12 protein-coding genes are annotated in these 15,845 nt (G+C 70.0%); all 12 read right to left on the bottom strand.

Annotated elements, in window-relative coordinates:
* Nucleotides 1-70 precede the first annotated feature (70 nt).
* Nucleotides 71-985 (bottom strand): DegT/DnrJ/EryC1/StrS family aminotransferase, encoded by a 915-nt coding sequence (locus tag ACLQ2T_RS26250; protein ID WP_425769021.1) that lies wholly within the window; start codon nucleotides 983-985, stop codon nucleotides 71-73.
* Complete coding sequence (locus tag ACLQ2T_RS26245; protein ID WP_425769020.1) at nucleotides 985-2,025, bottom strand: glycosyltransferase family 2 protein; 1,041 nt, start codon at nucleotides 2,023-2,025, stop codon at nucleotides 985-987. Before ACLQ2T_RS26245 ends, ACLQ2T_RS26250 begins: the two co-directional genes overlap by 1 nt.
* Complete coding sequence (locus ACLQ2T_RS26240) at nucleotides 2,022-3,086, bottom strand: phytanoyl-CoA dioxygenase family protein (RefSeq protein WP_425769019.1); 1,065 nt, start codon at nucleotides 3,084-3,086, stop codon at nucleotides 2,022-2,024. The genes ACLQ2T_RS26245 and ACLQ2T_RS26240 overlap by 4 nt, the downstream gene beginning before the upstream one ends.
* 24 nt (nucleotides 3,087-3,110) lie before the next feature.
* Nucleotides 3,111-4,997, bottom strand: a complete 1,887-nt coding sequence (locus ACLQ2T_RS26235) for an ABC transporter ATP-binding protein (protein WP_425769018.1) — start codon at nucleotides 4,995-4,997, stop codon at nucleotides 3,111-3,113.
* Nucleotides 4,994-6,880 (bottom strand): ABC transporter ATP-binding protein, encoded by a 1,887-nt coding sequence (locus ACLQ2T_RS26230; RefSeq protein WP_425769017.1) that lies wholly within the window; start codon nucleotides 6,878-6,880, stop codon nucleotides 4,994-4,996. The genes ACLQ2T_RS26235 and ACLQ2T_RS26230 overlap by 4 nt, the downstream gene beginning before the upstream one ends.
* Before the next feature lie 20 nt (nucleotides 6,881-6,900).
* Nucleotides 6,901-8,019, bottom strand: coding sequence for a nucleotidyltransferase domain-containing protein (locus tag ACLQ2T_RS26225; protein ID WP_425769016.1), 1,119 nt, complete (start codon nucleotides 8,017-8,019; stop codon nucleotides 6,901-6,903).
* Complete coding sequence (locus tag ACLQ2T_RS26220) at nucleotides 8,006-8,791, bottom strand: phytanoyl-CoA dioxygenase family protein (protein WP_425769015.1); 786 nt, start codon at nucleotides 8,789-8,791, stop codon at nucleotides 8,006-8,008. Before ACLQ2T_RS26220 ends, ACLQ2T_RS26225 begins: the two co-directional genes overlap by 14 nt.
* A gap of 103 nt (nucleotides 8,792-8,894) precedes the next feature.
* A complete protein-coding gene (locus ACLQ2T_RS26215; RefSeq protein WP_425769014.1) occupies nucleotides 8,895-10,166 on the bottom strand; it encodes a B12-binding domain-containing radical SAM protein in 1,272 nt (423 codons plus the stop codon).
* 49 nt (nucleotides 10,167-10,215) lie between these two features.
* Nucleotides 10,216-11,385 carry a DegT/DnrJ/EryC1/StrS family aminotransferase gene (locus ACLQ2T_RS26210; RefSeq protein WP_425769013.1) on the bottom strand — a complete coding sequence of 390 codons (1,170 nt, stop codon included), beginning with the start codon at nucleotides 11,383-11,385 and terminating at the stop codon, nucleotides 10,216-10,218.
* Nucleotides 11,382-13,319: an NAD-dependent epimerase/dehydratase family protein gene (locus ACLQ2T_RS26205; RefSeq protein WP_425769012.1), complete on the bottom strand. Its 1,938-nt coding sequence runs from the start codon at nucleotides 13,317-13,319 to the stop codon at nucleotides 11,382-11,384. The genes ACLQ2T_RS26210 and ACLQ2T_RS26205 overlap by 4 nt, the downstream gene beginning before the upstream one ends.
* 13 nt (nucleotides 13,320-13,332) lie before the next feature.
* Nucleotides 13,333-14,922 carry an AMP-binding protein gene (locus tag ACLQ2T_RS26200; RefSeq protein ID WP_425769011.1) on the bottom strand — a complete coding sequence of 530 codons (1,590 nt, stop codon included), beginning with the start codon at nucleotides 14,920-14,922 and terminating at the stop codon, nucleotides 13,333-13,335.
* A complete protein-coding gene (locus ACLQ2T_RS26195; RefSeq protein ID WP_425769027.1) occupies nucleotides 14,903-15,781 on the bottom strand; it encodes a diiron oxygenase in 879 nt (292 codons plus the stop codon). The genes ACLQ2T_RS26200 and ACLQ2T_RS26195 overlap by 20 nt, the downstream gene beginning before the upstream one ends.
* Nucleotides 15,782-15,845: the final 64 nt, after the last annotated feature.

Below are 15,845 nucleotides of genomic sequence, written 5' to 3'. Positions count from 1 at the left end.
CGGTTCCGCCAGGCGGCGATCAAGCCGACGAGCTGCCAAAACTTCAGGTCAGGCAAGTGCGGCTGGAGTACTAGTACCGCAGCAGCGGGTCGCGGCGCTGCGCCGCGACTCTGATCACGTAGATGTGGTAAATGTGGTCTCCGTCGGCGTGCGGCGCCACGACCCGGTCCTCCAGGGCTGACAGCCGCTCCGCATAGCAGGCCGCCCGGTGGCGCCGGCGGTCGTTCCACTCGTCGAGGTGGGCCAGCTTGACGCTGAGCACCGCAGCCTGCAACGCGTCCATCCGGCTGTTCTGGCCGACGATGTCATGATCGTCCGCGGTCAGGCCGCCGTGGTCGCGCAGCATCCGGACCCGCACCGCCAACTCGTCGTCGTCGGTCACCACCCCACCGGCGTCACCGAACGCCCCCAGGTTTTTCGTGGGGTAGAAGCTGAAACAGCCCAACGTGCCGAGGGAGCCCACCCGCCGGCCGTCGTACCGGGCGCCGTGCGCCTGGGCGGCGTCCTCGATGACGGCCAGTCCGCGGTCGCGGGCCAGGTCGAGCAGCGGTCGCATCGACGCCGGCTGCCCGTACAGGTGGACCGGGATGAGCGCGCGGGTGCGCGGGGTGACCACCTCGTGGACCCGGGCCGGATCGATGTTGTAGGTCCTCGCATCGACGTCGACCAGGACCGGTTGCCCGCCGGCGAGCACGATCGCCTCCGCCGTGGCGATGAAGGAGTTCGCCGCCGTGATGACCTCGTCGCCCGGTCGCAGCCCAATCGCCCGGAGCGCGAGAACGAGTGCGTCGGTCCCATTGCCCACCCCAAGGGCGTGGCCGACGCCGAGATAGCGGCGGAACTCCTCCTCGAAGCGCTGGCAGTGCTCACGCAGGATGAACGAGGTGGTGTCGATGATCTGGGCGAACCGCTTCTCGATCTCCTCCCGGACCAGCGCGATCTGGGCCGGCAGGTCGACGAACGGCACGCTGCGGTTGTCGTCCACTAGGCAACCCTCTCCTCGCGGGCAGGGGGCGCCACCCAGGCGGGCCCACCAGTGGCGGCACCCGCGGTGGCGAGCAGGCGGGAGAAGGACGCGATGCCGTAACCCCGCTGGAAGTAGAGCGGGGCCAGCGCGACGTCCATCCGGCGGTGTTTATTGATCACATAGGCCATGGCCGGGACCTCCCCCATCAGATATCCGTCGCCGCGCGGGTGCGGCAGGTTGATAGACGGCGCGTCGGCGACCAGTCCGAACGCCAACCCGTGCGCGACCAGGCGAAAACCAAGCTCGACATCGGAAAGCCAGCCGCCGTACCCGTCCAGTTCCTCGTCGAAGCCGCCAACGGCCCGCAACGCCTCGGTCGGTACCGTGTGGTTGCCCAGGCGCATGGCGAGCCACCCGGCGGTCAACCGGTGACAACGTCCGGATCCCACGGTCCGCTCGATGTCGGCGAAGAGGGCGACCTTGCCGGAGAGCCGCAGCAGCTGGTCGAATCCCGACTCCACGTCGGCCGGGGTGATCGCCCGCTCAACCAGCCCGAGCGCCGTCAACGCGCCCGCCAGCCACGCCGACTCGGCCCGACCGGCCATCCGGGCCCGTACCTGTGGCACCACCTCGGCGGTGGTGACGTCGTGAAAAACCTCGGTGTGGTATGCCATGTAACACACGCCGAAGCCGACCTGCGGCTGATCGAACCCGGCGTGGTGGCGCACGTGCGCCTCCAGCGCACCGGGTCCGAAGATCTCGTCGTCGGTGCCGAGCAGGACCAATGGCGCGCGAGCCGCGGCGATGCCCGCGTTGAACGCGCCGCAGATCCCGCTGCGGGCCCGGGTCACCACCCGAACCCGATCGGCCAGGTCCCAACGCGGCAACAGCTCGGCCACGGGTGGTTCACTGCCGTTGTCCACCACGATGATTTCGTACCGGTCCGGCGGCAGGGTCTGACGGCAGAGCGACACCAGCGCCAACCACAGTCGGGAGGATCCGTGCCGGCGTTCGGTGCAGTACGCGGGGATGACGACGGCCAGCTCGGGTGCGCTCACGTCGTACTCCCGGCGGTTTGATCCGAACCTGCCTGGGCACCGTCCGAAGAGAGCTCGGCCAGCAGCCGCGCCGCGGCCGACCGCAGATCGGGGTCCGGATTCCGGACGCTTATCGTCCGCAGGAACTCCCGGGCGTTCCGGTCGCCGGCACGAGCCAACTCCAGCGCCTGCTCGTCACGGCGGCGGTAGTAGCGGTAGTCGTACGGCGTGGTGGTGAGGTCCCACTGCTTCCAGTAGTACTTCAGCCCGTCACTGGACCAGCCGGCGTAGACGTCCGCCCAGGAGAGCTTTCCGCCGCTCGGCTCCAGCATGTGCGGTGCCAGCGGAGTGCTGGCCCGCTGGTAACGGAAGTCGGCGGAGATCCGGATCCGGTCGGCGGTTCGGTTCGGCAGCGCCTTGTGCACGGTCATGCTGTGGAAGACGACGACGTCGCCCGGATCGAAGTCGGCGGTCAGCCACGACGCGCCCAGCCCGTCCACCCGGATGCCCAGGCCGCCGACGCCCGGCACGAAGCCGTGGTCGAACACACCGTGTCGGTGCGAGCCCGGCCAGACCGCCAGGCCGCCCTGCTGTCGAGGCACCTTCCCGAGAGGGACCCACGCCGTGTACGCCTCGGGCGTGCCCTGCTCGTGCGGGTAGTCCTGATGCGGCGGCGTGGCGCCGACGTCCGGCTGCGGGAAGATGAGCCGGGCGAGCCGCGCTGGCCGGGGAATCACGTCGTCGTGCCCGAGCAGCGTTTTCATCATGTCCAACAGCGGTGTCGCGTGCGCCAGCCGGTTGAACGACTCCAGGCTGATCACGCGTTGGTAGACCGCGTAGTACCGCGGGTCCGGCGGCTGGCAGGACGCCGTCACATCCACCACGCCGTCGCCGGCACCGCCCTCGGCGAGCCAGTCCGCCTCGGCGCAGAGGCGGAGGATATCGGCGCGTACCGCCGCCACCTCAGCGGTGGGCAGCAGTCCCTTCAGGAAGAGGTACCCGTCGGTGTCGATCCGCTGCCGCAACACGGCGGAATCGGTGTCGACGCCCGTCGAGGTGGTCAGCTCTCCGTACTCTGTCATGTCGCTCCCCCGCCTCCCGCTTGCTCACCGGTAGCCCCGGGCCTGTAGTTCGAACAACTCGGCGTACCCGCCGCCCATCCGCATCAGCTCGTCGTGGCTGCCGACCTCGCCGATCCGGCCGTCCCGTAGCAGCACGATGACGTCCGCCATACGCACGGTGGAGAACCGGTGCGAGACCAGCAACGTGATCGCGCTCGTCGCCGCCCCGAACTCGCTGGCACGACTGAATCTCTCGTACAGCGCGTGCTCGGCGGCGGTATCGAGGCTGGCGCTCGGCTCGTCGAGGACGAGCAGGCTCGGGTACGGGCGCATCATGGCCCGCGAGAGAGCCAGTTTCTGCCACTGCCCGAGCGACAGTTCCGCTCCATCCGGCCACTGCGGACCGAGTTGGGTTCGCAGTCCGCGCGGCAGCCCTTCGACGACTTGGCGGGCGCCGGCGCGGTCGATCGCGGCCCGCACCGCACCGTCGTGATCCATCCGTTCGAGCCAGCCCACGCCAACCGCCTCGCGCACCAGTAGTTCGAAGCGGACGAAATCCTGGAACGAGGCGGACAGCGCCGCCGACCACCGGTCCTGGCCGATCATCCGCAGATCCATGCCGCCGACCGTGATGGCCCCGCCGCTCGGGGGGTAGAGCCCGCACAGCAGCTTGACGAGGGTGGTCTTGCCGGCACCGTTCTCGCCGACCAGCGCGACCGTGGTACCGACCGGCAGCCGCAGCGACACGCCACGGAGGATGTCGACCTCGGTACCGGGGTACCGGAAGCTCACCTCCCGCAGCACGATGTCGCCGGGCGCCCGGCCGTCCGAGGGCCCCGGCTCGGCGGCCCCGACCAGCTGGGCGGGGCTCGGCCGCAGCGGATCGGGCCGCGCGGGGCCGGTCCGCGGCGGCTCGGGCCGCGCGGGTGACGGCTGCGTCGCGGCCGGCTCGACCCCGCTTACCTCGTACAGCCACCGCAGGCGCCGCACATCCAGCACCGCCCGCCGCACCCCGCTCACCGCGCCACTGAGCTCGTCCACCTGCTCGGTGAGCCGGATCGCCAGCGCCAGCACCAGTAGGACCTGGCCCGGTGTGGCGCGCCCCGCCGCGGCCTCGCGGACCACGTACCCCATCGCGAGAACGAACGTCAGCGAGAAGACCAGCCAGCCCGCGACCGTGAACGCGACGGCCCGTGCCTCGGCCGTATCGAGGGCACGGTACGCCTCTCGCGATGCTGCGCCGAAGCGGACGCGCAGGAGCCGCTCCGCGCGGTTGATCTTGACTTCCTTGACCGAACCCGCCTGGCAGGCGATTTCGAACAGCCGGTCGGCCAACCGAAGCGACGGGGCCGCCCGCTCCGTTCCCCGGATCCGCAGCACCTCGCCCCGGCCGGCGAGGTAGACCGCCGGTACGGCGGCCGCCACCAGCGCCAACAGTATCCAGTCCACGCTGACCAGGGCGAATAGCACAGCGCCCAGCAACACCACAGCCTGTGCGAGGGCGATCGCCCGCACCAGCAGATCGCCGAGGGACGAGGACCGGTCGCGCGCCTGTTCGATGCGGTCGTGGTACTCGGGGCGTTCCAGGTGCTCCAGGCTCCCCGGCGCGGTCGACACGCGCAGCAGCCGCTGTTCGAGGACGAAGTTCGTCTTCTCCCGAAGGGTCAGCTCGAGTTTGCCCGCCGGATGGTTGAGGGCGGAACTGCCCACGTCGGAGAGGGCGAGCAGGGCCGCCCAACCCACGGCCGCCCGCACGTCGCCGCGGAGACCGGCGTCGACGAGTAGACCCAGCGCCACCGCGTCCAGCGGGGTGAGGACCGCCGCGCCCAGCCGCATCGTGACGACGGTGGCGGCCAGCCGTGGGTCGGCGCGCAGCACGTCGCGCAGGATCGGTCCCAGTCGCCCGATCGGTCCCGGTCGCCGCCCCGTCATCGCCGCTCCCCCGACGGAGTGCCGGCCGCGTGCGCGTCCTGAAAGCGTTCGGCCTGTAGGCGGAACGCCGCGGCGTACACACCGTCGGCCGCGAGCAGTCCCGCGTGGGAGCCGTCCTCGACCACCCGGCCCCCGCCCAACACCACGATTCGGTCCGCCCGGCGCACGTTGGCGAACCGGTGCGAGATGAGCAGCGTGGTACTCCCCTGGTGCACCGTCAGGATCCGCTCGAAGAGCGCCGCCTCCGCCCGTACGTCGAGGTTGGCGGTGGGTTCGTCGAGGATGAGAACGCTCGCGCCGGCGTGCAGACCGGCTAGCGCCCGCGCCACCGCGACCTTCTGCCACTGCCCGCCCGACAGTTCCACCCCGCTGGCGAACTCGCGCCCCAGCACGGTGTCCAGTCCGCTCGGCAGTCGCTGGACCAGGTCGGCGGCGGCGACATCGGCCAGGGCCCGCCCGGCGCCGTCGCCGTCCGCGTCGTCACCGGCCCCGATGGCGACGTTCTCCCGTAGGGTGAGCGGGTAACGCACGTAGTCCTGGAACACCGCGGCCACGTGCCGGCGCCAGGCGAAGGCGTCAAGGTCGCGCAGGTCGGTGCCGTCGACCGTGATCCGACCGGCGGTCGGCTGGTAGAGGCCGCAGAGGAGCTTCACCAGTGTGGTCTTCCCAGCGCCGTTGTCCCCGACGATGGCGAGCGACCGCCCAGCCTCGATCGTCAGATCCAACCCGCTGAGCACCTCCGCGCCGCCCGGGTACGCGAACGACACCCCCTCGAACCTGATCTGCCCTGGGGGCCGTACGTCCGCACGCCCGGCCGGGGCGGTCCGCGCGGCGCTCTCCGGTGGCGCATCCGCCAGACGTCGAGCCGACAGCAGCAGGGTGGCGCCGATGGCGAGGCGGCTCAAATCGTTGAAGCTGGGCGCCAGCCGCCACACCTGACCGGCCATCAGCAGGTACAGCGCGGTGGCGGTCAATGACTGCCGTCCGGTGGCGAATTCCCACCCCAGGACCCCGAAGACGGTCAGGTAGCCGGCCGTCACCGTGAACACCGGTGGCATGAACCGGCGCAGGTTGGTCGTGCGCTCGCGCCACAGCGGGGTCATCCCGGCCAGGTAGTGTGCCGCGAACCGGCCCCGGACGAAGCCGGCGAGGCCGAACACCCGCAGCTCCTTACCGGCCGCGGCGTCGGTTCCCAACCGCCGGAAGTAGGCGGCCCGGGCCTGCTCGGGCGTACGCTCCACCCAACTACGGGCGACCTTGCCGTGCTCAGCCCGGAAGTACGCGTCCCACGGCAGGAACGTCAGCAGCAGCACCAGCGGCGCCCACCAGTGAAACGTGACCAGGATTCCCGCCGCGACCAGTCCCTGCACGCGCCCGGAGACGAGATTGGCGACCGCTCGGATCGCGTCGTCCGCGCCGAAGGTGGCCGAGCGGGCGTCCTGTGCCAGCGTCACCGCCTCGCGTACCGCGTCGCGCTCCACCGGCTCCAGCCCGGGCGGGTCCAGGGCCGAGTCCACGATCCGGTCGCGGGCCAGCACGTCCACCCGGGCGCCCAGCACCCGCCCGAGCGACCACTGCGCGGCCGGTGCCACCTGGGCGGCGAAGTACGCCACCGCCATCGTCGCCAGCCCCAGATAGACCGCCGAGGCGGCCGGCGATCCGGTGCCGTCCCGGGCGGCCTCGGGCAGTCCACCCACGACCGTGCTCACCGCGATCATCTGGACCAGCGGGAAGACCGCGGTGGCGATCAGGGTCGCGGCCAGCGACAGGGTCAGCAGCGGGCTGACCGACCATACCGCGCGCGCTACGGTGGAAGCGCTTCGCCACAGACCGTCGGGCGGGCTCAGGCTATTCCACCACCGCACCACCACCGCCGCGCGCATGGCGCCTCCTCCGGACCTGCTCATAGGGATACGCGGGGAAACGGCAGGTCCGCGGCGCGCCGAGAATCGAACAGCCGCGACATGAAATCGCCCTGCCATTGCCGGACATCCTTGTCGACGTGTCCGATCTCCCGCAAGAAAGCCAGATCGGACACGCGGAACGCATCCAGCACGTCGCCGGGGACCGCACCGGGATACACGACATCGGTGTAGTGCAGGGCGAAGTAGACCGGTTCGCGGACCCCGTAGGAGTCGACCCGCTCGCGAACCACCGACCAGTCGATCGGTTGGGTGCCGGCGAGCGTGGCGATGTCGAGGAATTTCGACAGTGTCAGGTCCTTGGCCAGTTTCAGGTAATGCAGCGAGGTCGCCTCCTTGAACAGGTGGGTGGTCAGGTCGATGACTGTCTCCTCCGGGGTGAAGGCCCGGGCGGGGACGCCGAACAGGTACACCGTTCGGGACCGGTTGGCCAGGTCGGCGGCGGGCAGGTCGTACCTCGTGCCGGGCAGGAAGTGATTGAGGCAGATGTCCACCACGAACGTGTTGACGAAGCGCTCGCTGGTGGGGCGGTGGAGTTGCCGGTTGGGCACCCGCATCGCCCAGAACAGCGCCTGTCTGCGGTCCCGGGGAACGACGACGCGCCGGTTCGCCGACAGGTTACCCTCGGCGTACCCCAACGCGCCCAGCACCTCCTCGACGACGGGCAGCTCGTCCGGCTCCACCATCAGGTCGATGTCGAAGGAACGGCGGACCCCGACGTCGCCGTACAGCTCCTGACCCAGGACCGCGCCCTTGCGGAGCACCGGTCGGACCGACCGGCGGGCCAGCTCGCGCAGGATCGTCACGAGTTCCCGCGCGAGCGCCTCGTTGCGCACCTGGTTGACCTGGTACGCGTTGGTGAACATCTCCTCGTAGAGGAACCCGCCCTGGCGGGCAAGTCCCGGGTGCAGTTGGTAGTGCAGCATGTTGCGGCTCGCCAGTGGCAGCACGTGGTGCCGAAACGCCAGGTCGATAAAGAGACCCCAGTCCAGTTCGTCATCCTGGGCCGCGATGAGCCCTCGCACCTCGTCGACCTCGGTGTCGAGCAACGCCGGCCGCGCCACCCGCAGCAGCAGCGCGGCCTCGCTACCGATCGTCATCGCGGGCCTCCAGGTCCGGCAAGCAGCAGCGCCCCACGCCGCCGGCGGAAAGCGCGGCGTGATGCTCCGGCCTCGGCATGCCCGTGTTCTCGTCCCACTGCCACCGCTCGGTGTAGGGGGCGCGGCCGCGTAGCCCGAGGATGCGCCGGACGTCGGGGGTGGCCCGGCAGAGTACCTCGGGTGAGAGGGCGCGGCTGAAGTCGAGCTCCTGACGAATCCAGGGCACGGTGAAGTACGCCGACATGGAGGTGCGGATGGCATCGGTGCGGTTGGCGCCCGAGGAGTGCCACAACGATCCGAAGAGAATCACGCACGAACCCGCCGGCGCCTCGATGTTGATCTCGCCGGGGCAGTCGGGGCCGTCCGGATAGCGCGGTATCCAGTGACTTCCGGGCACGACGCGGGTACCGCCGTTGTCGGCGGTGAAGTCCACCAGCGGGTAGATCGTCACCATGGACAGCGGTGTGCCGGGCGTGCGCACGTCGTCGTCGGAGTGCAGCCGGTACGCGGGCGAGTGCGGCGGAATACCGAAGGACCAGACGTCCTGAGCGATGAAGTCAGATCCGAGGAACCGCTCGGCCAGCTTCAGCACCAGGCCGTTGCTGACGAAGAACGTTTCGAAGATCCGGCCCTTGTTGGCCAGGTTTTCCAGGTGGTAGGTGCCCGTCGGGGTGGACCGGTTCGCGGCCACGCCTGGGTCGGCGCGGTAGAGCTCCTCGATTCGCCGACGCGCCTGCTGGACCAGGCCGGCATCGAGCGCGTCCTCGATCACGGTGAAGCCGCACACGTCCAGCCGCCGGACGTGGTCGTCGTACCCGAGGCCGGTGGGAACCGTTCGCGCCGCCATGTCTCCCCTTACCTTTCCCGCCGATGGTTTACTTCTCCGACCCGATGGTCCATTTGCCTTCCACGCGGACGCTCGGTGCATGCCAGCGGTCCAGCTCGGTGATCATGTACTCGCGCCACTCGGCGAGCTGCTCCGGCCCGAAGTCCTTTGTGCGGTAGCTGTAGTTGGCCTGGTTGTAGCCCTTGAGGAGATAGAAGTCCGCGTAGTCCTCGCTGATCCACTCGATGCCGTACCGCTCGGGATTCTCGTATGGATCGGTCCCCGGGAACGGGGTGAAGTTGTAGAGGCTGTACTCCTGGAACGGCAGCTCGTTGAGGAACGCGACCGATTCGCGCACGGTGTCCCAGGTCTCACCGGGGAACCCGACCAGGAGGCTGGCCCGGATCGTCAGCCCGGCGGCCACGGCGTTGCGGATTCCCTCGCTGATCACGCTCTGGTTCTGGGGCTTGCGCATCGCCCGCAGCATCGCGACGCTGCCGGTCTCCACCCCAACTAGTACGTGCTTGCAACCGGTACGCACCAGCCGCTCGCACACGTCCGGCTTGAGGTGCAGCAGGTTGCATTCGGCCCGCCAGATGAAGCCCAGGTCGGCGAGGAGGTCCATCACCTCGAAGGCACGCTCCTTGTCGGCGAGAAAACTGTCGTCGTGGAACGTGACGGCGTCGATGCCGTACTCGTCCCGCATGACGAGCAGCTGATCCCGGAGGTACTCCGTGGAGTGGAACCGGATCGCGCCGAAGTTGTTCGGCGTCCAGCAGAACCGGCACTTGTACGGGCAGCCGCGCGCTGACAGCAGCGTCGCGGAGCGGCGGTTTTCCACGGTACGGCTGTATGACGGCAGGTCCACCACGCCGAAGTCGAACCGTACCGAGTCGAGCGGACGTACCTCTGGTCCCTCGATCAACCGGTTGAGGTAGCGGCGCCGCGCGATCGGTTCCACCGCTTCTGGCAGGGTTCGTTCGGCCTCACCGACGAACGCGTAGTCGAACCCCTCTGTCAGCACCTTGCCCTTCACCGCCGACACATGCGGACCGCCCGCGATGACCACCGCGTTGGGCTCGCGCTCACGCAGGTACCGCAGAATCTTGAGCGCCACGTGGTAGCTGGTGGTGAAGGCGGAGATTCCGTAAAGGTCGCCGGCCGGGATCTCGCTCAGATCTCGGCCGCCGCACAGGTCGACCAGCGACACCTCGTGTCCGGCGTCCTCCACGGCGCAGGCCAGATAGATGAGTCCCAGCGGCGGATCCAGGCGATCGTCGTGGAGCTCGTCTTCCGGGGCTCGAATCAAAACAACATGCATGGCGGGCCTCCCAACCTGGGGTACCGGAGCTCAGCTTCCGTCGGCGGCATCACGGCCGCCGTTCCATAAGGGCACGTCGCACGGCCCCGACGACCCGGCCGACGTCGTCATCGCTCATCGCCGGGTAGCACGGCAGCGACAGCAGGCGATCCGCCGCCCGCTCGGTGTGCGGCAGCGTGGCCGGGTCGGCAAGTCCCCGGTAGGTTCGCAGCCGGTGGATCGGTGTGAAGTGCATCGACGTGCCAATCCCGGCGGCGGCGAGCGAGGCGGCCAGTCCGTCCCGGTCGAGGCCGGCCCGGTCCGGGTCGATCTGCACCGGGTAGAGGTGCCAGGCGTGTCGCACGTGCCCGGCGGCGCGGGGCAGCCACAGCGCGGACAGGTCGGCCAGTTCGTGGGTGTACCGCTCAGCAATCTCGGTGCGCCGGGCGATGAACGCCGGGAGCCGCCGCAACTGGTGCAGACCGATCGCCGCGAGGATGTCGGACATGTTGTACTTCAGCCCGGCGTCGACCACGTCGTACTCCGCCGGCCCACGGCTGCCGTGCCGCAGCCATGCCCCACGATCGATCCCGTGCCGACCCAGCAGGCGGGCGGCCGACACCAGATCGGCGCGCCCCACCAGCATGCCGCCCTCGCCGGTGGTCATGTTCTTGTTGGCGTAGAAGCTGAACGCCGCCGCGTCGCCGAGCGATCCGACCGGCCGGCCCCGGTAGTCGGCGCCGATCGCGTGCGCGGCGTCCTCCAGCAGGAGCAGATCGTGGTCGTCAGCCATCTGGCGCAGCCGGTCCATCTCGCACGGATGGCCGCCGTAGTGCATCGCCACGATCACCCGGGTGCGGTCGGTGACCGCCGAGGCCACCTGCTCGGGATCGAGGTTGAGCGTGTCCGGCTCGACATCGACAAAGACCGGTGTGGCGCCGACCCGGACAACCACGTTCGCGACCGCGCAGAACGTGAGGCTGGGTGTGATGACCTCCGTACCCGGCCCGATGCCGCTGACCAGCAGCGCCAAGTGGAGGGCCGCGGTGCATGAGTTGACCGCGAACGCGTCCTCGGCGCCGGTCAGCTCCCGCACCCCCAACTCGAACCGCGCCGTCTTCGGACCCGTGGTCAGCCAGCCGGAGCGCAGCGTGTCGATGACCTCGTCGATCTCCTCCGGCCCGAGCTGCGGGCGGTTCCACGGCAGCACCTCCGGCGACCGCGCCACCTCGGCGGTCATTGCTTCACCAGCAGGATCATGAGCTGGTCGGCCAGTGGATGCAGCGCGCGGGAGCGGCCCAGCGTCCGGTCGAGCGCGCGGGCGTGTTCGATGAGGTCGGGTAACGCCTCCGGGGCGACCACGTCCGCACCGTGGCGGGTCGCGGAGAAGAACGGGTTGCCGACGCGCTCGACCACCGCCAACCCGAGCCGCTCCGCGGCGGCGAGCACCGCCTCCACCTGGATCAACTCGCAGAAGTAGCCGTTGGTCAGCTGCGTCCCCCGCCGGTACGGGTTGTCGTCGTGGGCGCTGGCCAGTAGCACGCTCCCCGCGTTGTTCAGCTCCAGCAGCAGCCTGCCACCGGGGCGGAGCAGGCGCGCCGCCTCGGTCAGCGCCCGCTCGCGGAATTCGGCTGGGACGTGCTCGAACACACCGAGGCACACCACCGCGTCGACGCTGGCGTCCGGCAGCGGTACGTCCGCCACGCTGCCGAGCAGGAGCTGGGCGTTGGGCGCGTCGGCGACCCGCGCGCGAGCCCGCTCAAGCATGCCGGGTGCGATATCCACGCCGGTGACGTGCCCGCATCGGGCGGCCAGTCCGGGCAGCAACCGCCCCACGCCGCAGCCCAGGTCAAGCACGTGCTGGCCGCCGAGGTCGGGCAGCATCGCCGTTAGGCAGTCGCTCTCCCAATCGGCGTAACCCTCGCTGATCGGCGTGGGTTTGCCCTGGCACAGCACGATCGCGTCCTCCGCCGGTACCTCGCCGGGCGCCACGCCGGACAGCCGCTCCCGACTCCAGTAGGCCGCCGCGGCGGCCTCGTCGTAACCGGTTGCCTCGGCCGGACGGGCCGAGCCGGTGTCCCCAGGCGCGACGGACGCGGTGATGACCGGCGGCGGACCGGCCTCGACCCGAGCCTCATAGTCCTTGCGCAGCCGCTCCATCGCGCCGTTGCGCAACGCCGCCGTGCGTCCCTCGGCGAGCGCTGCCCGCAGGCCGCGCAGATTGTTGAACTCGATCGCGTCCGGGTCGGTGAACCGGCCCGCCCGTACCGCCGCGGCGATTTCCTCGATACCGGAGGTGATCGGTGTCTGGCACGCTCCGGGCAGGACCCGACTGATGTGTTCGAACGACACGCGGTAGTCGCGCTCGTCCTGCACGGTTCCCTGGAGGCGGATCCGGGCCGCCGGCACATGCTCCTGTACGGTCCGCGCGATATCGGCGATCGTGTGGTTGCTGGCGTCGCTACCCACGTTGAGGATCAGCGGCGCACCGCTGGGTGCCGGCGGGGGTGCCTCGACCAACCTCCGCACGCAGTCCGCCACGTCCCCGACGTACACCAGCGGCCGCCAGGCCGAACCGCCGGTCAGCGGGATCTCCCCGGTGGTGGCGGCGCGGGAGGTCATCGAGTTGACCACGGAGTCCAGCCGCATCCGCGGCGAAAGCCCGAACACCGTGGCGAGCCGCAATACCACCAGGTGCGCGTTGCCCTGAATAATTTCGGCCAACTGGTGCTCGGCGGCCAGCTTCGTCCAGGCGTAGACCGACAGTGGGTTGGGGCGCGTCCCTTCGTTCACCAGCCCTTCCTGGCGGCCGTAGACGCTGCAGGTGGAGAGGAATATGTAGCGGGGTACCCCGACCTCGACCGCGACCTCGCCGGCGAGCACCGCGGCGGCGAAGTTGAGTTCGACGCTGAGCACCTCGTCCACCGCGCATGCCGGCTCGCCGACCAGGCCGCCCAGGTGGACGACCGCGTCGGCGCCGCGCAGCACGCGGCGCAACAGCTCCTCGTCGCGGTAGTCACCGCGAATCAGGGTCGTCCGGGTAGCGGGGTGTGCCTCCGGGTCACGCGCGTAGATCAGGTCGTCGGCCGCCACCACGTCGTGGCCCCGATCAACCAGCTCGGCACCGACGACCGAGCCGATGTAGCCCGCTCCGCCCAAGAGAACAACGCGCAATTCGTCTCCCCGTTTATCCGTGTCCATGCTGCTGGACGACCTGTTCGACGGAGGCGTGGCCGTCCGCCCGCTGCTGCGCCAACTCGGCCAGAGCCCGTCGGTCGATCTTGCCGTTCGGGCTGCGCGGCAGCCCGCTCGTGTGGTGGATCCAATGCGGCACCATGAACGCCGGCACGCTGGCCGCGAGGTGCCCGCGCAGGCGCCCGGCCAGGTCGCCCCGTCCCGTGTACCAGGCGGCCAGGCGATGGGTGAGGGCGTCCCGCACCGGTACCACCACGGCCTCCTCGACGCCGGCTGCCCGGCGCAGGTGCCATTCGATTTCGCCGAGCTCCACCCGATATCCGCGGATCTTGATCTGGTGGTCAACCCGGCCCAGGTAGGCCAGGCCGGCCCGGACACTCCGCACGAGGTCGCCCGTGCGGTACCAGCGCACGCCGTCGTACTCCACGAACCTGTCCTCGTCGTCCCGCGCGTCGAGGTACCCGGGGAACGTCTGCGGCCCGGCCACGCAGAGCTCGCCCTCGTCGCCGGTTCGTTCTCCGGCCTCGTTCCGCAGTAGGTGATCCAGGCCGGGGTAGATCCGCCCGATCGGCACCACGCCGTCGACGCACTCCGCCGGCGAACGCCGCGGATCCCACCGGTACGCGCTGCAGGCGATCGTCAGCTCGGTTGGGCCGTACAGGTTCTCCACCGTGGAGTTCGGCGCGGCCGCCTGCCATGCCTCGGCGTCGGCGCCGAGCAACGCCTCGCCGCAGAAGAGGCTCCATCGCAGTGACGGCATGCTCCCCGGCGACAGCCCGCCGCGGCGGCGTACCAGCGCGATGGCGCTCGGCACGGAGAACCACACGGTGAGCCCCTGGTCGGCGACGAACTCCGGCAGCGAGCCGAACACGTGCACCGGAGTGGAGACCAGCGCCGCGCCGCTACCCCACGTCATGAACAGGTCGAACATGACGAGGTCGAAGGTGGCCTCGAAGGTCTGGGAGCAGACGTCCCTCGGTGTCAACCCGTACCGCGCCTGGTTGGTGGTGAGGAAGTGCGCCACGTTGGCGTGGGTGATCGGCACGCCTTTGGGGGCTCCGGTGGAACCGGAGGTGAAGAGCGTGTACGCGATGTCGCATGGGCTTACGGCCACTGGCGCGGGCAGCGGGTCGCCGGCCTCGACACCGTCGGTGACCGCCAGCACGGCCGGATCGGGCGCGATGACCACCAGGTCCGGCAGCGCCGCCCGCAGCGCCGGTACCACCGCCGCGCCACTGCGGTCGGCGATGACCGCCCGCACCCCGGCGCGGCTGGCCATCGCCACCGTACGGTCCAGCGGAAAGGTCGGGTTCAGTGGCACCACCGGGGCACCCGCGAACATCGCGCCGAGGATGCCGGCGTAGCACTCGACGCTGCGGGCCGCCAGTATCCCGACCGGGGAGCGGCCGGTTGTGCGGGCCACCGTCCCGCCCAGCGCCAGCGCCCGCCCGTACAACTCCGAGTAGGTCCAGGCATCAGTACCGACGCGCAGCGCGAGCCCTTCCGGTGCCGCGTGCAATCCGCGGACGAACCAGTCGGCGAGGGAGGTCGGCTCCATCGCGCTACAGGCGGACGCGGTCACCGTCGACGATTCCAATCCGGTTGAAGAACGCGACCGTGCGCCCCACGGCCCGCCGGTGCATCTCGGTCCGCTGGGGGTCGCCGAGCAGCCGGTTGCGCACTCCCGCCGGGTCGGGGAGCGCCGCGTCGGCGTACATGTCCCGGTTGTAGAGGGACCGCACGCAGAACGTGATGTAGCGCGCCAGGTGCTCCCCCGTCTCGGCGACCTTCTCCTGGCCGACGCGCTCGATCGCCTCGTCCCGCAGCGCCCGCATGAGCTGGCGCCCGAACGCGATGTGCCGCGCCTCGTCCTGATGGTGCACCCGGTTGATCTGCTGACAGATCGGCGGGAGCCGATCATCGTCGGCCATCGCCACGTTGAAGAAGTCGCACAGCTCCTCCGCGATGAGGATGCGTCCGAAGACGACGAGGTCGCGCACGATGCCGTCCGCGGACGAACTCCCCAGATCGATCCGCCGGATCGGGTAGACCTTCCCGCCGTACCGCTGGCAGAAGGTGGCGAAGAACCAGGCGTGAACGTTCTCCTCCGCGATGAAGTCGTGGAAGAACTCCGACAACCCCGGATGCCACGTCGTATAGATCCGGTCGGCGACGCCACCGATCAGCTCGCGGATCAGATGGACGTTGACGCTGAAGAAGTTGACCGCCTCGTAGCGACTGAGCATCACCCGCTGCGGCTCGTCCAGCTCGTCCCAGAACGCCGTGCCGTAACCCGTCATCAACTCCGGGCTCATCCAGTACTGGTTGTCGGGAAGCGACGGCGGCCAGTCGAAGAGGGCGTAGGGGTCGTAGCGGCTCTCCCGGGAAACAGTACTCAAGCGGGTAGCCACGTCGGTGACGCGTTGCCAGGGGTTCGTCATCACTCCTCCGACCACTGCCGTCTCTTTGTTCGTCATGGGCGGATCACCGTGTCCCCGTACCACC

The sequence above is a fragment of the Micromonospora sp. DT229 genome (assembly GCF_049844505.1).
Lineage (GTDB): Bacteria > Actinomycetota > Actinomycetes > Mycobacteriales > Micromonosporaceae > Micromonospora.
Note: the sequence above shows the minus strand (reverse complement) of the source record. Positions and strands in the feature narration are given on the sequence as shown.

Coding starts and splice junctions, on each gene's coding strand:
- ACLQ2T_RS26240 (WP_425769019.1), bottom strand. CDS start 3,086: ATGACAGAGTACGGAGAGCTGACCACCTCGACGGGCGTCGACACCGAT.
- ACLQ2T_RS26230 (WP_425769017.1), bottom strand. CDS start 6,880: ATGCGCGCGGCGGTGGTGGTGCGGTGGTGGAATAGCCTGAGCCCGCCC.
- ACLQ2T_RS26235 (WP_425769018.1), bottom strand. CDS start 4,997: ATGACGGGGCGGCGACCGGGACCGATCGGGCGACTGGGACCGATCCTG.
- ACLQ2T_RS26210 (WP_425769013.1), bottom strand. CDS start 11,385: ATGACCGCCGAGGTGGCGCGGTCGCCGGAGGTGCTGCCGTGGAACCGC.
- ACLQ2T_RS26225 (WP_425769016.1), bottom strand. CDS start 8,019: ATGACGATCGGTAGCGAGGCCGCGCTGCTGCTGCGGGTGGCGCGGCCG.
- ACLQ2T_RS26195 (WP_425769027.1), bottom strand. CDS start 15,781: ATGACGAACCCCTGGCAACGCGTCACCGACGTGGCTACCCGCTTGAGT.
- ACLQ2T_RS26215 (WP_425769014.1), bottom strand. CDS start 10,166: ATGCATGTTGTTTTGATTCGAGCCCCGGAAGACGAGCTCCACGACGAT.